The 20,099-nt window shown below is 63.7% G+C and carries 11 protein-coding genes; 7 read left to right on the forward strand and 4 right to left on the reverse strand.

Annotated elements, in window-relative coordinates; genetic code table 11:
* The first annotated feature begins 40 nt into the window (after nucleotides 1-40).
* The 6 genes from PMI20_RS24195 (at nucleotide 41) to PMI20_RS24220 (ending at nucleotide 15,214) form a co-directional block, all read left to right on the forward strand.
* On the forward strand, nucleotides 41-1,372 hold the full coding sequence (locus PMI20_RS24195; protein WP_007923253.1) for a deoxyguanosinetriphosphate triphosphohydrolase: 1,332 nt from the start codon (nucleotides 41-43) through the stop codon (nucleotides 1,370-1,372).
* Between the two features lie 858 nt (nucleotides 1,373-2,230).
* A complete protein-coding gene (locus PMI20_RS24200; RefSeq protein ID WP_256593491.1) occupies nucleotides 2,231-3,853 on the forward strand; it encodes a ShlB/FhaC/HecB family hemolysin secretion/activation protein in 1,623 nt (540 codons plus the stop codon).
* Between the two features lie 111 nt (nucleotides 3,854-3,964).
* Nucleotides 3,965-8,923 carry a hemagglutinin repeat-containing protein gene (locus PMI20_RS24205; protein WP_007931448.1) on the forward strand — a complete coding sequence of 1,653 codons (4,959 nt, stop codon included), beginning with the start codon at nucleotides 3,965-3,967 and terminating at the stop codon, nucleotides 8,921-8,923.
* Nucleotides 8,924-9,219: 296 nt separating this feature from the next.
* On the forward strand, nucleotides 9,220-9,846 hold the full coding sequence (locus PMI20_RS24210; RefSeq protein WP_007931447.1) for a response regulator transcription factor: 627 nt from the start codon (nucleotides 9,220-9,222) through the stop codon (nucleotides 9,844-9,846).
* Between the two features lie 107 nt (nucleotides 9,847-9,953).
* Nucleotides 9,954-12,059 carry an ATP-binding protein gene (locus PMI20_RS24215; protein ID WP_238543463.1) on the forward strand — a complete coding sequence of 702 codons (2,106 nt, stop codon included), beginning with the start codon at nucleotides 9,954-9,956 and terminating at the stop codon, nucleotides 12,057-12,059.
* Nucleotides 12,060-12,265: 206 nt separating this feature from the next.
* The gene (locus PMI20_RS24220) at nucleotides 12,266-15,214 is read left to right on the forward strand and encodes an HD domain-containing phosphohydrolase (protein ID WP_007931445.1); all 2,949 of its coding nucleotides are present in this window, start codon (nucleotides 12,266-12,268) and stop codon (nucleotides 15,212-15,214) included.
* Between the two features lie 6 nt (nucleotides 15,215-15,220).
* Here PMI20_RS24220 and msrC read toward each other — a convergent pair whose 3' ends face one another.
* Together msrC and PMI20_RS24230 are read right to left on the reverse strand one after the other, a co-directional pair.
* The gene (gene msrC, locus PMI20_RS24225) at nucleotides 15,221-15,703 is read right to left on the reverse strand and encodes a free L-methionine (R)-S-oxide reductase MsrC (RefSeq protein WP_007931444.1); all 483 of its coding nucleotides are present in this window, start codon (nucleotides 15,701-15,703) and stop codon (nucleotides 15,221-15,223) included.
* Nucleotides 15,700-16,590: an ATP-binding protein gene (locus PMI20_RS24230; protein WP_007931443.1), complete on the reverse strand. Its 891-nt coding sequence runs from the start codon at nucleotides 16,588-16,590 to the stop codon at nucleotides 15,700-15,702. The genes msrC and PMI20_RS24230 overlap by 4 nt, the downstream gene beginning before the upstream one ends.
* Nucleotides 16,591-16,754: 164 nt before the next feature.
* On the opposite strand from PMI20_RS24230, the gene PMI20_RS24235 reads away from it, so the two are divergent.
* Entirely contained in the window at nucleotides 16,755-19,076 is a 2,322-nt protein-coding gene (locus PMI20_RS24235) for a hybrid sensor histidine kinase/response regulator (protein ID WP_007931442.1), read from the forward strand.
* Here the strand turns inward: PMI20_RS24235 and PMI20_RS24240 are convergent.
* Nucleotides 19,060-19,521 (reverse strand): MarR family winged helix-turn-helix transcriptional regulator, encoded by a 462-nt coding sequence (locus PMI20_RS24240; protein ID WP_007931441.1) that lies wholly within the window; start codon nucleotides 19,519-19,521, stop codon nucleotides 19,060-19,062. The two genes, PMI20_RS24235 and PMI20_RS24240, sit on opposite strands and share 17 nt — an antisense overlap.
* Nucleotides 19,518-20,003 (reverse strand): glutathione peroxidase, encoded by a 486-nt coding sequence (locus PMI20_RS24245; RefSeq protein ID WP_007931440.1) that lies wholly within the window; start codon nucleotides 20,001-20,003, stop codon nucleotides 19,518-19,520. The genes PMI20_RS24240 and PMI20_RS24245 overlap by 4 nt, the downstream gene beginning before the upstream one ends.
* Nucleotides 20,004-20,099: the final 96 nt, after the last annotated feature.

Below are 20,099 nucleotides of genomic sequence, written 5' to 3' on the forward strand. Positions count from 1 at the left end.
GGAAGCTAGCCCATCAGTCATTCGACGGAGAGACCCCGCCTTGGATTGGCATACCCTGCTTACCCGCGAACGCCTCGGAAAGCCGCTGCACAGCCCTGAAGAACTGGGCCGCAGCCCCTTCCACAAGGACCACGACCGCATCATCTTCTCCGGTGCCTTTCGCCGCCTGGGCCGCAAGACCCAGGTGCACCCGGTGTCCAGCAACGACCACATCCACACGCGCCTGACCCACTCCCTGGAAGTCAGCTGTGTCGGTCGCTCCCTGGGCATGCGGGTCGGCGAGACCATTCGCGACGCCCTGCCCGAGTGGTGCGAACCCAGCGACCTGGGGATGGTGGTGCAATCGGCCTGCCTGGCCCACGACATCGGCAATCCGCCGTTCGGCCACTCCGGCGAAGATGCGATCCGCCACTGGTTCCAGCAGGCCGCCGGGCGCGGCTGGCTGGACGCCATGCACGAAAACGAGCGCAACGACTTCCTCAACTTCGAAGGCAATGCCCAGGGGTTCCGGGTGCTGACCCAACTGGAATACCACCAGTTCGACGGCGGCACGCGGCTGACCTACGCCACCCTCGGCACCTACCTGAAGTACCCCTGGACCGCGCGCCACGCCGACTCCCTGGGCTACAAGAAGCACAAGTTCGGCTGCTACCAGAGCGAGTTGCCGTTGCTCGAACAGATCGCCACCAAGCTCGGCCTGCCGCAACTCGAGGAACAACGCTGGGCCCGCCATCCGCTGGTGTACCTGATGGAGGCCGCCGATGACATCTGCTATGCCCTGATCGACCTCGAGGACGGGCTGGAGATGGAGCTGCTCGACTATGCCGAAGTCGAGTCGCTGCTGCTCGGGCTGGTGGGCGACGACCTGCCGGAAACCTATCGCCAGCTCGGCCCGCGGGACTCGCGCCGGCGCAAGCTGGCGATCCTGCGCGGCAAGGCCATCGAGCACCTGACCAACGCCGCCGCCCGGGCCTTCGTCGAACAGCAGGACGCCCTGCTCAGCGGCACCCTGCCGGGCGATCTGGTGGAGCATATGCACGGCCCGGCCAAGCGTTGCGTGCTCAATGCCAAGGACATTGCGCGCAAGAAGATCTTCCAGGACAAGCGCAAGACCCTGCACGAGATCGGCGCCTACACCACCCTGGAAATCCTCCTTAATTCGTTCTGCGGCGCCGCGCTGGAACAACACGGCGGACGCACGCCGTCGTTCAAGAACCGGCGGATTCTCGACCTGCTGGGCAACAACGCGCCGGATCCGAACGGCTCGCTGCATGCCTCCTTCCTGCGCATGATCGACTTCATCGCCGGCATGACCGACAGCTACGCCAGCGAAATGGCCCGGGAAATGACCGGGCGTTCCAGCCCGCAATGACCCGCCGTCGAGCGGCTACCTCGCGTTATCGAGGTGGCCGTTCGGGCGGTTTCTCGTGAGTCGACAACTAAGGGATTCCCCTAGTCTGTTGTAAGGCAGTAACCGGACACCGTCGTTACTTCAACTTTGAGATCCCGGCCATTTCACACTGCATTGAGAGTGCCGTTCACTTCCAGCAAGTTCGCCAGACACCATCCAGATCGACAATATTCCACGCAACCGCGCCCAGCTAGAGCACTTGCTCTATAACTAGCGATATTGACCGATACATGCCGCCCGACAAGCAAGCCAACTAGGCTGAATTAAACAGATCGTTAACGCCACAACCAAACATCCTACCTTTACCTTTCGATACATCTGCCTAGCCTTCAGGCAGAAACCCTTGCAGCACAAGGCCCCTACGGATCCACCACGATTACAAATTCCGTACAAATCAACTTTATCGTTTCCGCTAGTCTCGAACCGTAATGGGTTAACCAGGATTAATTTCACTCCGCGACAGATCGTTCCCCTTTCATGACCCTGCCCGAGTGATCGGTGCAAAAAACAAATAGCAAGCGAACTAAGTACCTACACTAAAACTTCGGCTTCACCTGTTAGTTCAGCAGGCATTTGCAAAATAATTTCACCTCTCGCTGTAACAAAGAGCGCGCCCAGGACTCAAGCGTCAAAATGGAAGTGAGTACACGGAATGAATCCGTGTCGATAAGTTGTTCCCGCACTTCCTCATCCGTTTTCCACTATTAAGGATGTCGAGTGCCCTATACGTCCTCAAGTCACCCAAGCTGTCACCCTGGCCTGCGCGGCTGGTTGCTGCTCTCGCTGCTGGCCGGGGCCCTGCCCGTGGTGGCCGCCGATATGCCACAACCGGGTCAGGAAGCCCTGCGCCTGCAGCAACAGCAACAGCGCGACCTGCAACAACTGCAGCTGGAACAGCGCCAGCGCCAGTTGCAGCGCGGCAGCTTCGGTACGCCGGCGGTGGCTCCCGCCGAAACCGCCCAGGGTAGCGAGGATGAACAGTGCTGGGCCCTGAGCGGCACGCGGATCGCCGGTGTCACGCTGTTCAAGAAAGACCGGCTGAACCGCCAGCTCGAACCCTATATCGCGCCCTGCATGGGCGTGAACGGGATCAACCGCCTGTTGGCGCAGATCACCCGGATCTATGTCGAGGCCGGTTACATCGCCAGCCGCCCTTACCTGAGCAGCGCCCCCGCCGCCGGCCATTCGCTGGACATCGTGGTCGACGAAGGGTATGTCGAGGCCGTCGAACTGGCCGACCAGAGCCTGCCGGTTTCCCTGGCCGGGGCCTTTCCCGGCATGCTCGGCGAACCGCTGAACCTGCGCGACCTGGAACAGGGCCTGGACCAGCTCAATCGCCTGCGCTCCCTCGACCTGACCGCCGATATCGCCCCCGGCAGCCAGCCCGGCGCCTCGCGGATCATCCTGCGCTCGCGCAGCAGCGGCGCTTCGCGCTGGGCCCTGGGGCTGGGTGTGGATAACCTCGGCAGCGCCAGTACCGGGCGCGATCGCAACTCCGTCAACCTGAGCCTCGACAGCCCACTGCAACTCAACGACGCGCTCAACCTGAACTTCAGCGACACCCTCAATCACGGTCCGCGCTACAGCCGCAGCGCCAGCGTTTTCTACTCGATCCCCTACGGCTACTGGACCTACAGCCTGTTCGCCAGCCATGCCGAGTACCGTGCGCCGTTCAAGCTCAGCAGCGTGACCTTCTACAACAGCGGGCGCACCGACCTGCTCAGCCTGCGCGCCGACCGCGTGCTGTGGCGCGACCAGGGCCACCAGTTGAGCGCCAACCTGCAACTGGCCCACAAGGATGTCGACAGCTACCTGGAGAAGGTCCGCCTGGGCATCCAGAGCCCGACCCTGACCGTGGCCGAAGCCGGGCTCAACCTGTTCTGGCTCGACAGCGCGGTGTGGAACCTCGACATCAATTATGCCCAGGGCCTGACCTGGTTCGGCGCCGACCGCGACTCGCAACAGGTGCAGAAAAACCTGCCGCAGGCGCAGTTCCGCAAGTACCGCGCCAGCCTCAGCCAATGGCGCAATGGCCGCTTCGGCAGCCAGCCCTGGCAGTGGCAGAGCCAGCTGTCGCTGCAGTACAGCCCCGACCCGCTGCCGGCCATCGAACAACTGCTGGGCACCGACGACTCCGCCGTGCGCGGCTATCGCGAAAACAGCGCCTCGGGCGCCATCGGCGGGATCTGGCGCAACACCCTGCGCCTGCCGTTGCAGAACGACCTGCCGGTCAAGCTGACCCCGCGCCTGGCCTTCGACCACGGCCGGATCAAGGCGCAAGAGGGCGCCAGCAGCGAGCGCCTGAGCAGCGCCAGCATCGGCCTGAACCTGAGCTGGAAGAACGTGCAAGTCGACGTCGACTACCAGCACAGCCTGGAAACACCCGACCGTTTCCACCATGAATCGCCCACCTGGCTGACCCGCCTGAGTGTGCAGATCTGAGGTTCCGCGAACCGTGCATCAGCCTGAAAAAAACAGCCGAGCCTGAACACCACAGCAGCGTTGCAACGAACAACGCGCACTGCCACTCGGCCCACACATAGAGAGCTTCTTATGCCCGACAACACATCTGTGTTTCACCTGTCCCCCAGGGGCAAACTGCGCCTGGCCATCGCCAGCCTGCTTCTGGTCTCCCATCTGCCGCAGGCGCTGGCCGGCGGCATCACCGTGGCCCCGGGCCCGGGCGGCATCCCGCAGCTGCAGAACCAGAACGGCGTGCCTATCGTCAACATCGTCGCGCCCAATGGCGCCGGGCTCTCCCATAACCAGTTCCTCGACTACAACGTCGATCGCCAGGGCGTGGTGCTGAACAACTCCCTGCAAGCCGGCGCCTCGCAACTGGCCGGGCAGCTGGCTGCCAACCCGCAGTTCCACGGCCAGGACGCCAGCGTGATTCTCAACGAGGTGATCAGCCGCAACGCCTCGGCGCTCAACGGCACCCAGGAGATCTTCGGCCGCGCCGCCGACTATGTGCTGGCCAACCCCAACGGTATCTCGGTCAACGGCGGCAGCTTCATCAATACGCCGAACGCCAGCCTGCTGGTCGGCCGCCCCGAGCTCAACGACGGCAAGCTGCAAGCCCTGAGCACCCGTGACGCCAAGGGCCAGTTGACGGTCGAGGGCCGAGGCCTGAGCAACACCAAGGGCAGCATCAACCTGATCGCCCCACGCATCGACAGCCAGGGCGACCTTACGGCCGGCGACCAGCTCAACCTCACCGTCGGGCGCAACCGCGTGGACCCGGCCAGCGGCAAGGTGCTGAGCACCGACCCGGCCGGCAACACCCAGGAGCAGCGCATCGACGCCAGCCTGTTCGGCGCCATGCAGGCCGGACGCATCAACATTGTCAGCACCGCCGAAGGCGCGGGCGTGCGGGTCGGCGCGGTGCAGGTCAAAGGCCGCGACGGGGTGGATATCGCCTCCGCCGGCGACCTGCACATCAGCGGCCAGGCCAGGCCCGACAGCCTCGACGCCATCCGTGCCGGCGTGCACAGCAGCCAGGGCGACGTGCAGTTGCGCAGCGGCCAGGACCTGACCCTCGCCGCCACCGATGTCAGCGCTCGCGATATCAAGCTCGACGCCGGGCGCAACCTCACCCTGAGCGCCATCGAAAGCCGCAAGCTCCAGGAAAAGCGCGAGCAGTGGCACAACAGCACCATCGGCATCACCTGGGAAACCTACGACCGTACCCTGACCGACAGCGACAGCCGTCAGCACGGCAACCAACTGACTGCCCGCCGCGATGCCGAGCTCAAGGCCCGCGCCAACACCGAAATCCAGGCCAGCCAGATCAAGGCCAAAAACAAGCTGACAGTCGACAGCGGTGCCGACCTGCGCCTGACCGCCGCCACCGAAACCCACGAACAACGCGATCAGGGCCGGCACCGCAAGCACCTGTGGAAAGCCGACTGGGACAAGTCCAGCAGCGAGCAACGCAGCATCACCAGCCAACTGGAGGCTGGCGACGACCTGCACCTGACCAGCGGCAAGCAACTGCAACTGCAGGGCGCCGAACTGGCCAGCACCAATATCCAGCTGACCGGGCGCCAGGTGGACATCACCAGCGCCAGCCGCACCCAGAGCAACAGCGACAAGTCCTATTCCGGCGACCTGGTCGGTGGCAGCTTCTTCGGCAAGAACGGCGACGGCGACAAGGGCAAGACCCTGAACAAGGGCAGCAAGGTCAATGCCAAGGGCGACCTGATCGTCAAGGCCGACGAGGTCCGCATCAGCGGCAGCCAGGCCCGCGGCGGCAAGCAGGCCAGCGTGATCAGCGAAAAAGGCTCGCTGACCATCGACGGCGTGCAGGACCGCTCTCACGACAACAGCTACAGCAAGGACAGCAAGTTCTTCGGTATCACCAAGGACGAAAGCCGGCAGAACCGCAAAGACAGCACCACCGTCACCAGCGACCTGCGCTCGGACAGCAACCTCAAGCTCGAAAGTGCCAAGGACATCGCCATCAGCGGCGCGTACGTGGCCGCGACCGGCGAGCTCAAGGCCGAGGCCAGCGGTGACATCAAGATCGACTCGGCGCAAAACAGCTCGCAGAGCGAAAGCACCACCCACACCCGTGGCTTCGACGCCTATGCCAAGGAAAATGCCCCGGGCACCCGGCAATACCGCGCCGGCGTGCGTTACGAAGACCAGCAGAAAACGGTCAAGACCGACGACACCCAGCAACAGGGTTCGAGCCTCAGCGGCGGCAGCCTGCAAGTCGCAGCGGGGGGCAACCTGAGCGTCAAGGGCGGCGACCTGAAAGCCACCCACGGCGATGCCAGCCTCAGCGGCCAGCAGGTCGAGCTGCTGGCCGATCACGACCAAAAGAGCAGCAGCACCGACACCCGCACCACCGGCGGCGGCTTCTACTACACCGGCGGCCTGGACCGCGCCGGCAACGGTGTGGAGTTCGCCCACAGCAGTACCCAGGACACCCGCGATACCCGCACCGCCAACACCACCGGCATCAATGCCACCGGCAACCTGACCATCAAGGCCGGCAACGCCCTGGTGACCGAGGGTGCACAGGTCAAGGCCGGCGACAAGCTGCTGGTGAAGGCCGAGCAGGTCGACAACCGCGCGGCGCACGACAGTGAGTCCACCAGCCACAAGGAAAACACCTGGAGCGCCGATATCGGCGCCAACGTCGAATACAAGGGCCTGACCCGCCCGGTGGAAAAAGCCATCGAAGGCGTGGCCCAACGCAAGTTCCATCAACCGGGCCTGCTCGATGCCCTGGAACAACCCAATGTTGGCCTGGACGTGGAAGTCGGCCACCAGAACAAACAGCGCACCGAGCAAGGCAGCACCGCGGTGGTCAGCCAGTTCACGGGTGGCCAGGTCGAGGTCAAGGTCGCCGGCCAGCTGCAGGATGAAGGCAGCCGCTACGAGGCGACTCAAGGTGCGCTGAAGATCGACGCCGGCAGCCAGGTGGCCAAGGCCGCCAGCGATACCCACAGCAGCAGCGAGCAGGCACTGGACGCCAAGGCCGGCGTGCGGGTCTACACCACCACTGGCGAGGACGTGAACGTGCGTGGCAGCGGCGCCGGCGGCAGCAGCGACAAGCGCAGCGACAGCAGCAAGGCGGTAGTCGGCAGCTATGTGGGCAAACAGGGTGTGGACATCGCGCTGAACGGCGATGGCCAGTACGAAGGCAGCCGGTTCGATGGCGGCGACGCCGGCGTCAAGCTGCACAGCGGCGGCGAACTGGCGCTGAACCAGGCCAATGACCGCCAGAACAGCAGCGACTCCAGTCTGCGCGGCGATGCCTCGCTCACCGTCGGCAGCGCACCGGGCGCCAACGGCAATAACCTCAACCTCGGCGCCGGCGTACAACTGGACCACAAGCGCCTGGATCAGCAGGACAGCCAGGCGCGGGTGGCGACTATCCAGGGCAAGGGCCCGATCGAGCTGACCAGCGGCGGCGACCTGATCCTCCAGGGCACCACCATCGGCAGCAAGACCGCCAAGACCGGCGACATCAACCTGAACGCCGGCGGCAAGCTCGACCTGCAGGCCGCGGTCGATACCCATAGCAGCCAGGGCAGCAACCTCGGTGGCGGCCTGACGGGCGGCGCCAGCAAGACCAGCAGCGAGCAGAGCAGCGGCAAGAGCGCCAACCTGAGCGCCAACTTCAACATCGGCCGGGTCTCGGAACAGGACCAGAACCAGACCGGCGGGCAACTGCACAGCAATGGCCAGGTAACACTCGCCAGCGGCTCCGACAGCACTACCGCGCTGCACCTGCAGGGCACCCAGATCGAGGCCAAGGGTGTCACCCTCAGCGCCGACCAGGGCGGGATCTACCAGGAGTCGGCGCAGTCCACCCAGGCCCACAACAACTGGGGCCTGACCCTGGGTGCCGGCGGCAACGGCGGCAAGACCACCCGGGCCGACGCCGGCGAACACGACTCGCCGAAAACCGATCGCGGTATCCACGCCCGGGCCAAGATCGATGTCGAGCAACTGCACAGCACCACCCAGCACAACAGCCTGATCAAGGCCGACCAGGTGACGCTCAATAGCAACGGCGACACCCATCTGGCGGGGGCGCGCATCGACGCCAATCAGGTCGATGGGCGGATCGGTGGCGATCTCAAGGTAGAGAGCCGCAAGGACCAACTCAGCAGCACCACGGTCAACCTCGACGCCCGCCTGGATGCCGAGAAAAACCAGCCTGGCGTGGTCGATAAGCTGACCAAACAGACCGGCCCGCTCAAGGACAAGCTGCAGGCCAAGGCCGAAGGCGGTTTCGACAAGCACCGCGAGAAGCTGGAAAACGTCGTCGACAAAGGCACCGAACGCCTGACTGCGGCCAAGGACAACCTGGTGAACAAGGCCGAAATCGCCAAGGAACGCCTGGGCGAGAAATTCACCCGCAGCGGCAGCTATGACGTCAACCCGGAACCCAAGGGCGCCTTCGGTCGCGGCGTAGACAAAGCCAAGAGCTACCTCGCCGACAAGACCGAAGCCTTGGGCGATCGCTTCTCCAGCCTCAAGGAACGGGTCTGGCCGAAAACCAGCGACAGCTACGCCGTCAGCGAGAAAACCGGCGCTGGCAGCAAGCTGACCAACACCGCGCAAGGCGTGCTGTTCGGCGACAAGAGCGGCAACACCTCCTACACGCCGACCCTGAACCTGAATGTCAGCCGTCAGAGCAAGGACAGCGTGGCAGAGGCTTCTGGCATCAGTGGCAGCCGCGGGGTCAACCTGCAGGTGTCGGGTGAAACCCAGCTCAGCGGTGCACGGATCGGCGCCAGCGAAGGCAAGGTCGACCTCGGCGGCTCGACCGTCAAGAGCACCGCACTGGCGGGCACGGATTACCGCGCCGACGTCGGGCTCAACCTGTCGAAGTCGCCGGTCAACCTGGTCCTCGGCGCCAAGGATGAGCTGACCCGCAAGCAGGACGACGCCACCCGCAACGACCAGGCGTTCAACCTGGGGCCGCTGCGCGTCGGTGGCCATAGCGACAGCCAGCTGCTGCAGGCCGGCATCGATCAGAAAGCGCCCTGAGGCAAGCGCTCCGTGAGCGGCTGCCCCCCATGAACGGGGGGCAGCCTTGCCTGGCTCCCTTCTCTTCTCAGCGCCCTTTATTGCCCTGCGAAAAAGTGCACTAAACCTCCAACATCTCCTTACCTTTTACATGGCTGGATACTCATTCCTACTTTCAACTGAAAAACTGCTGTAATCCGAAACCGTCTTTCATGTAAGAACTGCCTTATTGTCCCCAACCCCGCCTTAACCCGCATATATCCACTGTCCTGCCTGCGCTAAGGTCCAGACCTGTATTTATTTCCACGGGTTTGACCATGAGTTCTGTTTTCATCATCGACGACCATCCCGTTATCCGACTGGCCATCCGCATGTTGCTGGAACATGAGGGTTATAAAGTCGTCGGCGAAACCGATAACGGTGTCGATGCCCTGCAAATGGTTCGCGACAGCATGCCGGACCTGATCGTGCTCGATATCAGCATCCCCAAGCTCGACGGGCTGGAACTGCTGCTGCGTTTCGGCGCCCTGGACAAGTCCTTGCGGGTGCTGGTGCTGACGGCGCAATCGCCGGCCCTGTTCGCCGCGCGCTGCATGCAGGCCGGGGCCTGCGGCTATGTGTGCAAGCAGGAAGACCTGAGCGAAGTGCTCAGCGCCATGAAGGCGGTGCTATGTGGTTACAACTACTTTCCGAGTCATGCCCTGCAAACGCCGCGTCAGGATGAAACGGCAAACAACGAACTGAGCCGCTTGATGTTGCTCAGCGATCGGGAATTGATGGTGTTGCAACTTTTTGCCAAGGGCAGCACCAGTACGCAAATAGCCAACAGCATATTTCTCAGTGGCAAGACCGTCAGTACCTATAAAAAAAGAATCATGCACAAACTTCGCGCGACTTCCATGGCGGAACTTATCGAGTTGGCACAACGTCACGAACTGGTGTGAGAAACAGGATGTTCAAACCCATTCTTTATTATTTAACCCTGACGGCCACGGCAGTTTCGCTGTTCCTGTTGTTTGGCCTGGTCGAGGCCGGGCAACCAGAGTCCGCAATGACATCCCTCCCTCAGTGCCCTGACACGGCGCCTTGTCTTGAATCGGCCACCGCCCCGCCTCTCGATAACGGCCATCGCGGGCTGCTCCTGCTCGCAGGCCTGGTGCTCGGCGTGCCGCTGCTGGCGTCCCTGGGCTGGAATGCCTGGCTGCACCGGCGACTGACCCAGCAGCAACAGGCCACCCATGACTTCAGGCAGCAGCTCGCATTCATGCAGGCCTGGATCGACGGCGTGCCGCATCCGACTTACGTGCGCGACCGCCAGGGCCTGCTGCAAAGCTGCAATGCCAGCTACCTGGAAAGCTTCGCCGCCCGGCGCGAAGAGGTCATCGGCAAAAGCCTGTTGCAGGGACTTTTGGACGATCCCCAGCAGGCCCGCGAATATCATGCCGACTACCAGCGCGTCATGGCGCAAGACCGTCCGCTGCTGCGTGACCGGCCACTGCGCCTGAACGCAGAGGAACTGACCGTCCAGCACTGGGTCCTGCCCTACCGGGACGCGAACGGCGAGGTCCAGGGCATCATTGGCGGCTGGGTCGATATCAGCGAACGCCATCGGCTCAGCGACAGCCTCAAGGCCGCCCAACAACAGGCCGAAGCGGCCAGCCTGGCGAAAAGCGCTTTCCTGGCCAGCACCAGCCACGAACTGCGCCGCTCCATGAATGCCCTGATCGGTGCGCTGGAACTGCTGCGGCAGCGCTCCGACAGCCAGTCCCAGGATCGTCCGGTCATTGAAATGGCTTATCGCTCGGCCCGGGCGATGCAGGGCCTGGTCGACGGCACCCTCGATATCGCCCGCATCGAATCGGGGTGCCTGGACCTGGCGCCCGAATGGCTCGAACCGCGCGCCCTTGTCGAATCCATCGTCAGGGAGTTCGACAGCCAGGCCCGGGAGAAGCACCTCAAGCTGCTACCGACCTTCCACTCCAGCGTCGAGCCGGTCGATGTGCTGCTCGACCCACTGCGTTTCAAGCAGGTTCTGGGCAACCTGCTGCACAACGCGATCAAGTTCACCGAACAGGGTCAGGTCAAAATCCATCTCGACCTGCAAGCGGCCACGCAGCCGCAACAGGTGCGGCTGATGCTGCAAGTGACGGACAGCGGCATCGGCATCGACGAGCAGGATCAGCACAGGCTGTTCGAACCCTTCTTCCAGGCCCAGGCTCGCACCCCATCCAGACCTGACGGCGCAGGGCTGGGCCTGACTATTTGCCGCCACCTCTGCGAGCTCATGCAGGGCACGCTGCAACTGACCAGCCAGCCGGGCATAGGCACGGAAGTCCGGGTCCTGTTGCCGCTGGCCTGTCAGCCAGCGCGAAAACCCGCGCCCCTCGTCGAACCACTCATTGCCCCTGCCACCCGGGCCTTGAACGTACTGGTGATCGATGACCATGCGGCGGACCGCCTGCTGCTGAGCGAACAACTGCACTTTCTCGGGCACCGTTGCCGCACCGCCGAAGACGTCGAGCAAGGCTTCGAGCTCTGGTGCAAGGGGTTCTTTGACTTGCTCATCGTCGATTGCAACATGCCGGGCATGCACGGCTACGACCTGGTCCGCGCCATCCGCGAGCATGAACGCCTGGAGTCCCGCGCGGCTTGCCGGGTATTGGGGGTGACCGCCAGCCCCAGGCCGCGAGAGAGGCAGCAGTGCGAACAGGCCGGCATCGATGACTGCCTGTTCAAGCCTGTCGGCCTGGCGACCCTCGGCCATAAACTGGCGGGCCTGCAACCGCGGCCCTGGAATGGCGTGTTCAGCCTGAAGGCGCTGCGCACCCTGTCCCGCGGCAAACCGCAGTTCGCCCTGCGCATCCTTACCGAACTGCTGCATTGCAGCTACCGGGACCGCCAGCAACTGATGGCCCTGCCCTGCGAGCCCCCGCCCCAGGCACTGGCGGAACTCGCCCACAAGATCAAGGGCTCGGCCCTGATGGTGCAGGCAAAAGACCTTGAAACGCAGTGCGAAGCCCTTGAGCAGGCTGTTTTGCAAGACGCGGACAGGCAAACCCTGATGCAGCGCAGAACCGCCCTGGAACAGGCCATGCTCAAGCTCGAACGGGCCCTGCTGTGGCAAATCGATCAGCAGCACAGCCCGGCTACGACCTGATCCCCATCACCAGCGCAGCAACTTGTGGTGCGGCTAGTTGCCAGGCAAATATCAAAAAGCCACTATCCTGTCAGTCGACCCCAAAAGCCTCATGGCAATGCAATTCGCAACGCCCCCCGGAGCTGCCTCCCCTGAGCGCAATGCACCTGCCTTAACTATGCTCAAACGTTGAGTTGCGCATCACGCGCCCCCTGGAGAGAGCTGCAATGCCAAGCACGCTGTCGTTCGATAAACGCCGATTTCCTCTCCATGTGCATATCAGCGTGATGTTCACCTGTCTGCTTCTGCTGACCGGCGTGGTGCTGGGCTTTTTCAATTACCAGCAGACCACCCGCATCATCCTTTCCAGCAGTGAAAAACTGTTCCAGCGCATCGAACAGGACGTGCAACTGGACCTGAAAGCGACCTACGAACCGATTCGCCATCTGCTCAGCCTGCTGGTGGGCAACCCGGCCATCCAGACCGGCGACCTCGAGCAACGCCTGGCGCTGCTTGGGCCTTTCAGCCAATCGCTCAAGGACAACCCCGACCTGGCCTCACTCTATGTGGGTTATGCCGATGGGGATTTTTTCATGGTCCGGCCCTTGCGCACCCAGGCTTTGAAACAAGCTCGCCAGGCCCCTGAAGCCGCGGCCTACGAAGTCTGGAGCATCGAGCGAGACCGCCACACCGGGCAACTGCATTCGCAGTCGCTGTTCTACGACGCCAGCCTCGACCCCGTCAGCCGCCGCGACAACCCCCAGGAATCCTACGACCCGAGCGCCCGCAACTGGTTTGCGGGCGCCAAGGACAACACCGATCAGATCACCACCGAGCCCTACGTCTTTTTCTCGACCCGCAACGTCGGCACCACCCTCGCCCGCCGCAGCGGCAACCAGGCGGTGATCGGGGCCGACCTGACCCTGGAACAACTCTCGGCGACCCTGGCCAAGCATCGGGTCACGCCCAGCACCGAAATCGCCCTGGTGGATGGCCACGGCGATGCCGTGGCCTACCCGGACAGCCGTCGCCTGATCGTCGAAGAACAGAGCGCCCGGCTGATCCGCGCCAACGACCTGAACCCGGCTCTCGACGCGTTGCTGCAAGGCAAGGCCCAGGGCAACCGCCTGCGGCTCGGGGATCGCCAATGGATAGTTGCCAGCCGGCACCTGCAGGAAGGTGGACCCGGTGGGTTGCAGCTGGCGCTGCTGGTGCCCGAGGACGAGTTGCTGACGGACGCCTATCGCCTGCGCTGGCAAGGCGCACTCATCACCTTGGGCATTCTGCTGTTGTGCCTGCCGCTCGGTTGGCTGACCTCGCGCGTTCTGGTCAGGCCGCTGCGCGCCCTGGTGCAGGAAGCCGATGCCATCCGCAGCTTCGATTTCGATTACCCGCTGACGCGCCGCTCGCCCGTGCTGGAAATCGACCAGTTGAGCGTGTCGATGGCCCGCATGAAGGACACCCTGGCCAGCTTTTTCGAGATCACCGCCAGCCTTTCCGCGGAAACCCGCTTCGACCCGCTGCTGCAACGGGTGCTGGTTGAAACCATGAAGATCGGCCAGGCCCAGGCCGGGCTGATCTACCTGCGCGAAAACGATGGCATGAACCTCAAGCCCCACGGCCTGATCATCGCCGATGTTGTCCAGGACCTGCAGGCATTCGATGTACGCAGCCAGGACATCCAGCACGAGGCAAGCCCCGCATGGCTGCGGCAACTGGCGAACGGCGAGAGCCTGGTCACGACCCTGGGGTTCGAGCAGGCGGCCGACCTGCAAGGCGTGTTGCTGGCGATGAAGTGCCCCAGCGTGCACCTGATCGGTATCCGCCTGCACAATCGCCACAACGAAACCGTCGGCATCCTTGTGCTGCTGCTGGCCGACAGCGGCCAGGAAGCCGACCTGAAAAAACTCGGCCCGGACCGCGTCGCGTTCCTGCAGGCGGTTTCCGGCGCCGCGGCGGTCAGCATCGACAGCCAGCGCCTGCAGAACCGGCAAAGACAATTGCTCGACGCCTTCATCCAACTGCTGGCCGGCGCGATCGACGCCAAGAGCCCGTACACCGGCGGGCATTGCCAGCGGGTGCCGGCGCTTACACTAATGCTCGCCCAGGCCGCCGCGGCCAGCCAGCAGCCGGCGTTCAGCGCCTACCAGCCCAGCGAAGATGAGTGGGAGGCCTTGCATATCGCCGCCTGGTTGCACGACTGCGGCAAGATCACCACCCCCGAGTACGTGGTCGACAAGGCCACCAAGCTGGAAACCCTGAACGACCGTATCCATGAAATCCGCACCCGCGTCGAGGTACTCAAGCGCGATGCCTGGATCGACTACTGGCAGGCTCGCGCCCAGGGTGGCGATGAGGTTTCCCTGGCCGCGACCCGCGATGCAAGCCTGGTGGAACTGGACGACGACTTTGCCTTTATCGCCCATTGCAACCTGGGCACCGAAGCCATGGGCGAGGCCGATCTGCAACGGCTGGCGAGGATCGCCCAGCGCACCTGGAGCCGGACGCTGGACGACCGCCTGGGCGTGTCATGGGAAGAAAACCACCGCCAGCAACGCACACCGGCGCCGACCCTGCCGGTCACCGAACAGTTGCTGGCCGACAAGCCCGAGCAACTGATCGAACGCAACCCCGCCGAGCTGATCCCGGCGGACAATCCCTGGGGCTTCAAGCTCGATGTGCCGCCTTACAAATACAACCGTGGCGAGCTGTACAACCTGAGCATTGGCAAAGGCACGCTGACCCGGGAAGAGCGCTACGTGATCAACCATCACATGGTGCAGACCATCCTGATGCTCAACCATCTGCCCTTCCCCAGCCACTTGAGCAGCATTCCCGAGATCGCCGGCGGCCATCACGAGAAAATGGATGGCAGCGGTTATCCCAAGCAGCTGAAACGGGAGCAGATGAGCCTGCCGGCGCGGATGATGGCGATCGCCGATATCTTCGAAGCCCTGACGGCGGCGGACCGTCCCTACAAGAAAGGCAAGACCCTGAGCGAAGCGCTGGGCATCATGGCAACCATGTGCCGCACTGCCCATATCGATCCGGAACTGTTCGAGCTGTTCATCCAGACCGGGATCTACCAGCAGTACGCTGACCGCTTCATGGAACCGCAGCAGATCGACGGGGTAGACCCCGAGGCCGTGCTGGGCAAGGCCGGGCTCAGGGTCTGACGAGGCTCAGCAGTCGGTCAGGCGCAGGAAGATCGCCGCCAGGCGCTCGATGCCGGCCTGGTCCTCGAGGGTGAAGCGGGCGATTTTCGGGCTGTCCAGGTCCAGCACGCCGATCAGCCGCCCGTCTTTGACCAGGGGCACCACCAGCTCACTGTTGGAAGCGCTGTCGCAGGCGATATGCCCGGGGAACGCGTGCACATCCTCGACCCGCTGGGTCTGCAGGCTCGCCGCGGCCGCGCCGCACACACCACGACCGAAGGGAATGCGCACACAGGCGATCTGGCCCTGGAACGGGCCGAGCACCAGTTCCTCGTTGCGATTGAGGTAGAACCCGGCCCAGTTCAAGTCGTCCAGCTGGTTGAATAGAAACGCCGAGAATTGCGCGGCGTTGGCGATGAAATCGCGCTCGTCGGCCAGCAACGATTCCAGCTGGGCGCAAAGCAAGGCATAGCCGTCCAGGCCTTTGCCGGTGTTCTGCAGATCGATCATGCTTTTTGCTCCAACAACTTCAAACCTACCCAGTAGCGCGCGAACTGATACGCGCAGCGACCATTGCGATTGCCACGGCCGGTGGCCCAGCGCACGGCGAGGATGTCCAGGGCTTCATCACGCTGCCATTGCAGGCCCGCCTTGCGTCCCAACTCGCCGATCCAGTGCTCGACCACGTTCAGGTAGTGCTCCTGGGTGAAGGGGTAGAACGACAACCACAGGCCAAAACGGTCCGACAAGGCAATCTTGTCTTCCACCGCTTCGCTCGGGTGCAGCTCGCCATCGACGCGCTTCCAGTTCTCGTTGTCGCTTTCCTTCTCCGGAACCAGGTGCCGGCGGTTGGACGTGGCGTACAGCAGCACATTGTCCGGGGCCTGCTCCAGCGAGCCGTCGAGCACGCTCTTGAGGACCCGGTAGTCGCCCTCGCCCGACTCGAACGACAGGTCGTCGCAGAACAGCACGAAACGCTGCGGCAGCTTGACCAGTTGCTCCACCACCCGCGGCAGGTCGGCCAGGTGATCGCGCTCGATCTCGATCAGGCGCAGGCCGTGCTGGGCATGCTCGGCCAGCAGCGCGCGGACCAGCGACGATTTACCGGTGCCGCGCGAGCCCCACAGCAAGGCGTGGTTGGCCGGCAGGCCGTCGAGAAACTGCCGGGTATTGCGCCCCAGCTGGTCGCGCTGGTTATCGACCCCGATCAGGTCGGACAGGCGCATGTCCAGGCTGACGTCCAGCGGCAGCAGGAAACCGCTGCGGCCCTCACGCTGCCAGCGCGCGGCCAGGCATTGGGTCCAGTCGATGGCTTGTCGCGGCGCGGGCAACAGCGGCTCGATACGCGCCAGAACCGCATCGGCGCGCTCAAGAAAAGCATTCAATCGAGATTCCACGACTTCTCCTCGGGCAGGTTCCCAGTAATGATGTGGCACGCAGACGCAACGACCTTGCGCATGCCAGGTCTACCGCAGGCGAACGGCGCCGGGCCCTGCCGGCACACACTGATGATCAGCTATGCTTGCCCAGCGAAGGGAAACGGAAATTGGTTCAACACCCCATGGACATCAAGTTCACCAACCGCCTGTCTTACAAGCAAGCCAGGCTCACTGTGCTGGTCGGTTTTGTCCTGGGGACGGCGCTCAGTCTGCTGCAAATCGGCATCGATTATGCCAGTGAAGATGCCTCCATCAACCGGGAAATCAACGCACTCCTGGAAATCAGCCACAATCCGGCCTCGCGTATCGCCTACAACATCGACGCCGAGCTCGCCCAGGAGCTGACGCTCGGCCTGCTGCGCTCGCCGGCGATCATCCGCGCCCGGCTGGTCGACAACAACGACACTTTGCTGGCCAACGTCACCCGGCCGGCCCAGCAAAGCTCCTACCGGATGCTCAGCGACTTCCTGTTCGGCGCCAAGCGCGAGTTCCAGGACCGCCTGTACCTCGATCACCTGCCCTCGGAATCCCTCGGCGTCCTGCACCTGGAAGTCGACACCTACTCATTCGGCAGCCGCTTCCTGCGCCGTGCGGAAATCACCCTGATCAACGGTTTCGTGCGCAGCCTGATCCTCACCGGGCTGCTCCTGGCGCTGTTCTACGTGATGCTGACCAAACCCCTGGTCGGCGTCATTCGCGAACTCAGCGGGCGCGATCCGCGCAGCCCCGACCAGACCCGGCTGGACTTCCCGCCCAGCCACGAACAGGACGAGATCGGCGTGCTGGTCAAGGTCGCCAACCAGCAGTTCGACAACATGGCCACCGAGATCCAGCAACGGCGCAATGCCGAAAACCGCCTGACCGACTATCTCGGCCAGCTGGAAAACATCGTCTCGGCGCGCACCACCGAGCTCAAGGCGATCAACGACCGGCTGAGCCAGTCCAACGAAGAACTGGAAGTCGCCCGTAGCACCGCCCTCGACATGGCCCAGGCGCGTGCCGCCTTCCTGGCCAACATGAGCCATGAAATCCGCACGCCGCTCAACGGCCTGCTGGGCATGATCGCCCTGTCGCTGGACAGCCCGCTGAATGCCGAACAACGCCAGCAACTGTCGATCGCCCACGACTCCGGCAAAGTGCTGGTGGAACTGCTCAACGATATTCTCGACATGTCCAAGTTCGACGCCGGCCAGCTGGAGCTGGAGCGCATCCCCTTCGACCTCGGGGTACTGGTGGAAGACACCGCCAACCTGCTGTCGCAGAACGCCGCGCCGAGCGTCGAGCTGGCTTGCCTGATCGAGCCGGAGTTTCCGGCCCTGGTCCTCGGCGACCCCACGCGCGTGCGGCAGATCGTCAGCAACCTGCTGTCCAACGCCCTCAAGTTCACCCGCTTCGGCCGTGTCGATGTGCGCCTGCGTACGTTCGAGGACGGGGTCAGGATCGAAGTCTGCGACACCGGCATCGGGATCGCCCGCGAGGCCCAGGTGAAGATCTTCCAGCCCTATACCCAGGCCGGTGCCGGGATCACCCGGCAATACGGCGGCACCGGCCTGGGCCTGGCCCTGACCTACAACCTCTGCGAAGCCATGCAGGGGCGCCTGAGCATCAGCTCGGAGGTGGGTTTCGGCAGCCAGTTCTGTGCCGACCTGCCGCTGCCCTGCCACACGCCAGCCAGCCCACCGCCGCCGCTGCACGGCCAGGTACTGGCCATTACCTCCGAAGGCAGTGGCCTGGCCGAACTGTTGAGCGTGCAGTTGCCGTTCTGGGGGCTAGAGTATCGGCGCTGCGATCTCGATGAGTCACTGCTCGGGCAGAAGCCGGACCTGTTGATCACCGACTGCCCGGAATGCCTGTTCGGCCTGCGCCCGAGCATCAGCGCGCCGATTCTGCTGGTCACCGCCTACGGCAGTTTCCTGCCCAGCGAAGAAGCCAGCGCCCTGGCGCCGTTGCAGCAACAGGCGCGGCCATTGGCGCGCAACGCCCTGTATCAGACCCTGCGCCGGGCCCTGCTGGCCGAAACCGCGGTGATCAATGAAACCCAGTTGGAAACCCTGGCGCCCCTGCGCCGCGCCTTTATCCTGCTGGTGGAGGACAACCCGGTGAACCAACTGGTGGCCAAAGGCATGTTGAGCAAGCTCGGCTGCGAGGTGACGGTCGCCTCCCAGGGTGCCGAGGCCCTGGACGTGCTGGAGCACCAGCATTTCGACCTGGTGCTGATGGACTGCAACATGCCGGTGATGGATGGCTACGAGGCCAGTCGGCAGATCCGCCGCAGCGGCCGCTGGCCGGACCTGCCGATCGTCGCCCTGACCGCCAATGCCATGCCCGAAGAGCGCGAGCGCTGCCGGGCCGCGGGCATGAGCGACTACCTGTCCAAGCCCTTCCGCCGTGAAGAGCTGATTGCCCTGCTGGACCTCTGGGTGCCGACTACGACAGCGCTTTGACCTGGGCCAGCAGACGGTCCAGGCCATGGCGCAATTCGCTCAGGCTGTCGAGGTCGACCCCGCTGTCGCATAACAGCGCCGCCTTGAGCGGCGGCACCTGATCGCGCAGCGCCAGGCCGGCCGCGCTCAGGCTCAGGTGCACCTCGCGCTCGTCGCGGGACGATCGCTGGCGCTGCACCAGTTGCAGCTGTTCAAGGCGCTTGAGCAACGGCGTCAGGGTCCCGGAATCCAGCGCCAGGCGTTCCCCCAGCGCCTTGACCGTCGGCAGCTCGGGGGGCGTGGCCTGCCATTCCCAGAGCACCAGCATCACCAGGTACTGCGGGTAGGTCAGCCCCAACTGGTCGAGCATCGGTTTGTAGCCCCGCACCACGGCCCGCGAGGCGGCGTACAGCTTGAAGCACAGCTGGCTGTCGAGTTTCAGCGAATCGGCGAACAGGTCGGTCATTTGAGCAGGGCTTCGATCTCGCCGGTCAGGTCCTGAGGCTTGGTGGCCGGGGCGAAACGCTTGACCAGCGCGCCGTCCTTGCCGATCAGGAACTTGGTGAAGTTCCACTTGATGCCCTGGGAACCCAATACCCCCGGCGCGCGTTTTTTCAACTGCACGAACAGCGGATGCGCCTCGGCGCCATTGACGTCGATTTTCTTGAACAGCGGAAAGCTGACGCCGTAGTTCAGCTCGCAGAACTCGGAAATGGCCCCTTCGTTGCCCGGCTCCTGCTTGCCGAACTGGTTGCAGGGAAAGCCCAGCACCACCAGGCCCCGGTCCTTGTAGGTCTGCCACAGTTCTTCCAGGCCCTTGTACTGCGGGGTGAAACCGCACTTGCTCGCAGTGTTGACCACCAGCACGGCCTTGCCGGCGAAGTCGGCCAGGGTCTTTTGCTCGCCCTTGATGGTGGTGCACGGGATGTTCAGCAATGTGTCACTCATGGTGCGGACTCCAGAAATGAAAGGTCCGATAAAAGTAGTACTCAATTAAATTGTGCGCAATTTAATAAATCGAAAAGCGATTCCGAAAAATCGCCT

Source organism: Pseudomonas sp. GM17 (assembly GCF_000282175.2).
In the GTDB taxonomy this organism is placed as follows: Bacteria; Pseudomonadota; Gammaproteobacteria; order Pseudomonadales; family Pseudomonadaceae; genus Aquipseudomonas; species Aquipseudomonas chlororaphis.